Source organism: Skermanella sp. (assembly GCF_059503625.1).
The window spans coordinates 1-1,942 of sequence record NZ_JCACHA010001097.1; the positions used below are offsets into that span (position 1 = coordinate 1).

At 58.1% G+C, this 1,942-nt stretch carries 1 protein-coding gene; it reads right to left on the reverse strand.

Features of this window, described 5'->3' with window-relative positions:
* The coding region (locus AC5JJ6_RS39475; RefSeq protein WP_496047285.1) for a multicopper oxidase domain-containing protein at window positions 1-1,099 on the reverse strand (1,099 nt) is incomplete at its 3' end.
* Between the last annotated feature and the right edge of the window lie 843 nt (window positions 1,100-1,942).

Genomic DNA, 1,942 nt, shown 5'->3' on the forward strand with positions numbered 1-1,942 from the left:
TTTGGGAAATCTCGTTGTGGCAGTGCATGGGATAGCGCAGCGGATATTTTTCCTGGACCATTCTCCACGGTGCCGGCGGCACGTCCGGCGGTGCCGTGAAGGGCAGCAGGACGTCCTTGGTCTTCATCGGCTGCATGGTCCAGACATCGTGCTCGTTCAGGCTTTCCTGATAAACCGGCACGCCGTTGCTGTTGCTCTCAGTCAGCACGAAGACATGGTTGCCATGGATGTGCGGCGAATGGGTCGCCAGGCCGGCGTTCATGGTGCGGATCAGCGCCGGTTCGCCGACGCGGCCGGTCGGGCAGGTTGCCTTGTCGTGGGCCGAGTCAAGGCCGCACAGGCCGTTGATCGTGAAGTACCGGGGGTGGAACTGTGCCTGGAACTCCGACGCTGTGGGATTTTCACCAGCCGCGATGCGCCGGCACAGAACAGGGTCGATCTGATTGAAGATCCAGATGTATTCCCGACCAGGCCGCCAAGCCTTGCCGGGGAACCGGGCCGGCTGACCGCCGATCGTCGCCTCACCGAGCGCTGAGAACAGCGACTTGATGGCTGGTGTCGCGGCTGCCGGAGCATAGGGCATCGGCTTCTGCCGCGCCGCATCGGCAAAACCGTTTGTCGGCTCGACGATGAAGGCGCCGTACAGACCGAGGACACGGTTGATTGGGGCGTTGTCGCCATCGACATAGAGGTAGGATCCCGGCCTTGTCGCCGTGAATTCAATCCGGATCTTGTCCTCGCCATCGCCTTCATGGGGCGCGATGGCCGTAATGGCGGCGTCTTGCCCCATGATCTGAAAACCATGGGGTCTGGTGCTGGAGTTCCGAACATCGATACGGACCGTGCTACCCTGCTTTACTCGGAGGATAGGGCCGGGAATGGTCGGGGTCTGACCAGCGTGGCAGAAGGCGTACATCGGCACGGTGCTGCCGTCGATCAGTTCGACATCAACATCGACGATCTCGAGGTCGAAGTCCGCTGCCTCGCCGGTCGGAACTTCCTCGGTGGTCTGGGCTGAAAGCAATGACGGCAGGGACATTGATGCCGTTGTGAACGCAGCGAGTGCGCTGCCGTATTTGATGAATTCCCGCCTGCGCATTGTTGTCATCGCTCCTTGGTTCGCCGCAAAAGGACGCACGTCGCCGCCTCGGGAAGATCCCGAGCAAAAATCCGGTTCTTACAGTTGTCGTTGTGCCTGGCTCGAACCTGTCAGTTCCGATCCGCAGCCAGCGTCAGCGACCTATTTCCCGTGACTGGGCATGCGAGTTGAGTCGAGAATGGAAAATCTGTGTTGTTCTGCCGGAGAAGCGCTGATCCATCCGTGCGCCAAGTTCCATTTGTCCAGATCGCCGTGCATCCTGCCGGTCAGATCGTGCTGGAAAAATTCAACTGAGCACATTGTGTTCACCGCCTCTGCGACATGTTCAATCAGATGACGGACGAACTACGCTCGTATTCCTGAAATTGAGGGATTAATACTTCCAGTTAGGAATTTCACTGTTTGCCCTAGACGTTTCGATGCCTGGGCAGTTCGAAAACTGCTGGCCTTCGGAGCGTCAGACCAAGTGCGTCGCGCTCCAAGGATAATCCATTCTATGCCTGAGAGATGAGGCGTGCCTCGACATCTCCTGTTTCCCACTTGGCCATATAGAGCGCTTCGAGAGAAAGGCTCACCGCCAGGAGCAAGCGTCAAAAGTTATTGTTTGTTGGATTATTCCGGCTTCTGATCCGTCATAGGTTGTAGCATCTTAGATACTCCGGCGACACACCTGCAATGAAGCGACAGATTGGGAGAAACCTTCGCCGGAATCCGTTCTACTGCGGACCCTTTCTCCGCAGGCGCAGGGATCGTTTGCACGTTGTGACCGTCTGGCTGGCGATCATTGCTGCGGCTATGCAGAGCTTGATCGTCGGACATGTGCCTGCCGGCTCTCCTCATCCC